The 5,543-nt window shown below is 35.6% G+C and carries 3 protein-coding genes; all 3 read right to left on the bottom strand.

Features of this window, described 5'->3' with window-relative positions; translation table 11 throughout:
- Positions 1 to 909, bottom strand: a 909-nt coding sequence (locus ACFIJJ_RS08885; RefSeq protein WP_375646687.1) for an abortive infection family protein, incomplete at its 3' end; no start/stop codon positions are given.
- Between the two features lie 1,403 nt (positions 910 to 2,312).
- A complete protein-coding gene (locus ACFIJJ_RS08890) occupies positions 2,313 to 3,677 on the bottom strand; it encodes an MFS transporter (protein ID WP_375646689.1) in 1,365 nt (454 codons plus the stop codon).
- Between the two features lie 587 nt (positions 3,678 to 4,264).
- Positions 4,265 to 4,648: a hypothetical protein gene (locus tag ACFIJJ_RS08895; RefSeq protein ID WP_375646690.1), complete on the bottom strand. Its 384-nt coding sequence runs from the start codon at positions 4,646 to 4,648 to the stop codon at positions 4,265 to 4,267.
- Between the last annotated feature and the right edge of the window lie 895 nt (positions 4,649 to 5,543).

A 5,543-nucleotide genomic window follows, 5' to 3' on the forward strand; every position in this document is an offset into this window, starting at 1 on the left:
AATTGAGAGAGAATGGGCGGCATTAAAAGTTAAACGCGCATGGCGAGGCTTGAGATTGATTAGTTCAAAATCCTTTTTTGAGCGGCCGTGCGCTGCACCTTTCTTGTTTCTTAACTTTATAGTACCGCGCACAATTTGATACAGACCGGATGCGATCATTTTTAAGTCATTTTCATCTAGATCTTGATTTTTTAAGTTTTCTTGCTTCATATCTTCGGGATGGATCTTAGCTTTCTTAACGACTTCTTCCCATAAAGCGGGCAGATTATTACGGGCGTTTTCTGCATATGGGATAGAATGGTGGTCGAGATAAGCTTTGCAAGAGGCTTCCAACAGATTTGCTGCAAATAGAACTGCCTCCCTTGGATCTTTTTCTATATTTTCTAATGCCCTATTTATTTCGATTTCTACTGCTGAAAGTTCTTTCTCTGCAATAAGTTTTTTTAGCTCTTCCATCGAGAGGAGACCAGCTTTTTGCAATTCTTGTGTGAAGGTCACCTCATTCTTGATAATATATCCTCCACGCTGATATTCCAATCCATCTTTCTTTAACGTTTCTAAAACTTTACGTTGATCTTCTTTAAGCTCTTGTAGCATTTGATCTTCTGATATATCTTGAAATATGAATCTGACTAACTTATGACACTCGCTGTCCAAAAAATCCCCAAGCAAATTACCAAGGACTTCAAGCGGTTCATTGCATTCCACATTGATTGTATCTAGTCGTTTCTTAATCTTGACATAGCTACTATCATTTAGCTTCTCATGAGGAGCAGATGGTGTATAAAAAAATAAGGCATCCAAATTCTCTGGCCAATAGTACTTTGGTAATATTTGAGAGAGTATCCTAATTGTTGCAGGAGGGATTTTGTTTTTCTGAGATATTTTTTGCGGAGACGATAATTGCATTTTATGGCTTTATAATATCAAAAAGTGGTATGTTGAGTGGTTTTTAGAGTATGATTTTATTGCCTGACCTTGCTTAGAAAGTCGCGCAACAATTTTGTGGCTTATATAAGATTTGTGAAAAAGAAATACTATATTGTGTTTTAATCTTTTTCTCCTTTCATTGTTATAACAGTGAAGCAGTGAAGGGGGGAATAGTGTGTGATAATTCGAAAAATATAGAATGAGAACAGAAGTATAATTTTGTATTATCGTAACTGCAATAGCATTCTTTATTGGCAGATTGTTTATTGGAGAGAAGGAAGCAGGCAATGCGCATAATCCCTGAACGGAAGGTTTTGTGACAAGAATTTCAATAATGGCATGTTACTAAATGTTGTGTGTGTTCTTTGCTTGTCAGAAAAAGTAGATGGCGCTCTTTATTTGCATAACCGGTATAGAGTAATGCGGGAGGCTAGTTTAAAATCTCGTTTATTTCGTTAAAGCTTACTGTTTTCTATAAAAAGACTGTTTTCATTATATCCGCTGTGAAGCTCGCATACTTGGTAGATGGAAATATAAACGTTTATCGTGTCTGTAAGGGAGCTTGAAGCAATGAAGTTATGTGTAAAAGAGTTCTGAAAAGCTTCTTTTGTCCGTAAAACTTATAAGGAAAATTTAAAGACAGGAAAATGTTAGAGAAATCTAAGAGTACGCTGTGAAAATCAAGAAACAGTCTTTTTAGAGATGGTTTGCTGTCTGTCATCATGCTTTATGATTTTCAATGTTTTTAAAATTTCATTTCTCAATGAGAGAGGGATTTTTTATTAAAGTGGGGGAAATTTCTTATAACAGTTAACAATGAAATGGAGAGAAGATGCTGCTTTACCAGCTGTTTTTGTCGCTTCAGTTTCATTTGGACCTATTGCGGTTACGGAAGCATAGTGATTCAATGACTTTGAAAAGGGGCGAATAACATTATCAAGTTTGCAATACAGTGCGATTTTTCACATCGCGGTGTGTGGTAAAAGATGATTAGCATTTATAGGGGCGTGCGCGGGGGCGGGTTCTATATTCTATGCTGGTTCGGTAGGGTGTCTGTTAGCGCATTTATGGGACTATTCCGCATTGAAATGCGTGCTTAATTTCGTGGATCTTTGCAAAGGTCTGATCAGAAAATCCCATATTTCAAGAGGTTTTTAGAGGGATTTAAAAGCACAGAGGTATCATAAAATTACAAACACCGTACGTTGCTGGAGGTGATCAATTTTAGAGCTTAAGGAGCTTATCGGTTTAGTGTTTTTTCATAAAAATGATGAAGGCTGTGGTCAAGGTCTCAGTGTGTTGGTTTCTCGAAAAGTGGTAAATGCTGTATGATTTTATAAGCTATTGCAAATGTTATGGATAGGGAGTTCAAATAAAGCATATCATAAATCAAAATTCTTCTCTTTACGCGATAAGAGGAGGGCTAGGCAAAACAGTAAAAATGCAGCGATAGAGAATATGAAGAATACGATATATGTTTGGTTTAAGGACAGGTATTCTTCTGTCTGAGAATGGATCAAAAAGCCAGCGAATATACCCCCTAAGGCACCACCTATTTGCTGTAATATGCGTGTGATAACGGCTGTATCTTTGACGTATAAACTGTTGACATATTGGATGGGGGCGGAAAGGCAGACAATGGTGGCGATGCCAAGTCCTATGCCTCTTAGCAAGAATCCCAGTCCATCCATGCTTATATTATAGCCGAAGCATAATAACCCAAAGCTTGATATCACTAAACCAATTCCTATCATGAAAAAGGGAGATTTTTCTTTCCATTTTTGGTAAATAAATTTCCTGCCAATCCACGCACCCACTCCTTGCAGAGCAAGGAGGGCACCGATGATGAGAAGGCTCTTTTCATAGTTTCCTCCCATGGCAACGGCTAGTGGGAAATAAACGAGGAAGCTATAAAAAAGAAATGAAGCAACGAGCCCCATGATCATGAGCAATGTATAGCGCGCATTTTGAAATCCGCTAAAGACGATTAATTTGTTTTTTGCTTTCTGATTAGAAACAATGAATAATATGAGAGATATCACGGCTATAAGCGCTAGGATAAAGAGGGTGTTGTGGTTATTGATATTTCTGGCTTCTGTGAGATAAAAAAACGAAAGAAGGGAGATGGAAAACGCTAAAAAAGCAAATAAGTTAAATTTTGTTTTTGTTGTTTCGTTGCTCTTTAAATGTTTAGCTCCAAGGGTGAGTGCCAATAAAATAAGCGGAATATTGATAAAAAATAACAAACGCCAAGACACATACTGAGCAAGCGAGGCGCCTACCAACGGACCAAAGGCAGGAGCGAAAACTGTTGGTACGGCTATGGTGCCCATGGCTTGGCGCACTCGTGTCTGTCCAAATTGTAAGGCAATGATGGTTTGGCTAAGGGGCAGCAAAAGACCGGTCCCAAAACCTTGAACGATACGGGCAGATATAATAGTTGGAAAATTATAGCTTAATCCTACCCCCAGTGATCCAAGCATAAAAATGAAGCTTGCAAGAAGCCAAGTGCTTTTGATACCTATTCTTCCTTGCACAAAAGCGGCCATTAGCAGCCCTGGAACGGTGGCGAGAAAATAGGATGTTACAACCCATTGTATATTATTTTCTCCGACTGAAAAATAATGCGCAAGGTTAGGAAGGATGACATTGACAATGCTCCCGTCCAGCAGAGGAAGTATGCTGGAAATAATGACGGTATATATGACATACCTTTCTGTTTTTGTATAGGAATCTCTCTTTTGCATTATTATGCCCCCTGTTGATATTCTTTAAAATATTGTCCCCGCCCCATTCCCAGACTTTTAAAAATTAACATGTGTTTGTGATGGCTGTGGTTTTGATATTGGGATAAATGTGATTGGGAGCGCTGATGGTCCCCTTGTATACAATCCCTCTTCCTCCAAAATAAAACCATCGGTTAAGTTGATCTTAATGAGTTTATCAGAGGAGTCTGTTTACTGTCAATTCACTCTGTATGAGAGCAAAAGCAGAACCTACACGAGACGTGCATGCCTGCTCCATTTGCATTTATTATTTAACATGGAAAATGTTAAAATCTTTATAAATCAAATTATTGACTTAAAAATCCAATGTTTGTTTATAGATCATTTTTATGCTTAAATGATTGTTTGGGTGTCAAATGTATTCTCAATAGCTTATAATTTTCTTTTCTTAAATGTGCAGCCTTTTCTGGAAAATGTTCAACAATCTCTTGATTGTTTAATAAAAATTAAAATCGGTTATAAGGAAGGGCTTGTAAATTATAGAGTAGGAAAAAGTTGCATTTTATAAACAACAGGGGATGGTATGTTTCCATAGCCCAAACATTTTTTCAAGTTGTTGTGGTATCTTTTTGAATTGCTTGATCGATAAAAGTTTGATAATTATCAGAAACAATATATTGGGTATTTTCTCCTAAAGCTTTGAAATGTTCATGACCGCAATGGATTTTTGCTTTTTCCAGATCGCGCAACATGTCTTCGAAAATACTACCTTTGCTTCCCACAACAAAATACAGTTTTCCTTGCCCATCTTGCTCAAATAATACAGTCCAATCGGGAGTATATGATCCAAGAGGTGTATCAATTTTAAACCATTTAGGCAGTTGCGCATAAACTTTAATCTCATCGTTTTTTTCAAACGATTGTGCAAAACTGAACTCAATATCTGAATCATAAATAACATGATCATAAATTGATTTATCAGTTTTTGTCATATTCTTTTATAAAACAATTTGCTTTTATATTTATTAAAATGCATTTTCTATTTTATTTTTTCGTATAATTAGCCAATGAAGTTTTTGCTCTAATATCGCAATTTGTAAAAGACTATTTTGGTCATTCAATATAAAACTTTTTATGTCGGTTTCTTGTATTGAAAGCAATGGTACGATTTTTGATATCTGTATAAAATATTTACAAAAAAAATTTAATAACACATGATTATAGAATTTTGTCCTTTGTTTGAAGCATGTAAAGTTAAACCATTGTTTATTCATAGATTTTATGTTCATTATTTATTTGATACATTTAATCTAGAATGTAAAGTGTGTTCGTATACTCAAACTAAAATACTGGTATTGAAGTGGTGAGAGTGTTGCTTTGTTGAGAATAGATAATTTGGTAGGTTGGTATTCCCTTTGTATCAGAGAATTCAACTTATTCTCTCATATTGTGTGTGGATGAAATGTTAACCGCATAATGCTCTCTCTTACATGAGATGTAAGATTGATATGGTTTCCATATTGAGAAAAGTTGTTGATCGTAGAGGAATATTTTTCTGCGAAATTTGTTTGGCTTAAATGCAAAAAATAGAGCAATAGCCGCATATTTGTTATGCTGTAACGGCATATATATATAATCGATGGAGTCAACACTTCATTTAAGAAGTTTTTTAAAGGAAAAACATAAAAAAATAGAATTATTGAAAAAAATCTTTTATTTTGAAGCTTGTTTCTCACGCTTATAAAAGCTTCACGTGGATTTCGAAAATTCTTGTTGTGTTGAAAAGCATGAAAAATCAAGAAGATTTTGCAAAAAAGCTGCACTATGCGTGCAGCTTTTTATGTATTTGCTTTAAAGGTAGACGTTTTAAAGCATGAAAGTGTCCTT

It is taken from the genome of Bartonella sp. TT29SHDZB (assembly GCF_042193395.1).
Lineage (GTDB): Bacteria > Pseudomonadota > Alphaproteobacteria > Rhizobiales > Rhizobiaceae > Bartonella.

What these genes read in the sequence shown, in the direction of transcription:
- ACFIJJ_RS08890 (WP_375646689.1), bottom strand. Translation starts at nt 3,677, where the DNA reads ATGCAAAAGAGAGATTCCTATACAAAAACAGAAAGGTATGTCATATAT.
- ACFIJJ_RS08895 (WP_375646690.1), bottom strand. Translation starts at nt 4,648, where the DNA reads ATGACAAAAACTGATAAATCAATTTATGATCATGTTATTTATGATTCA.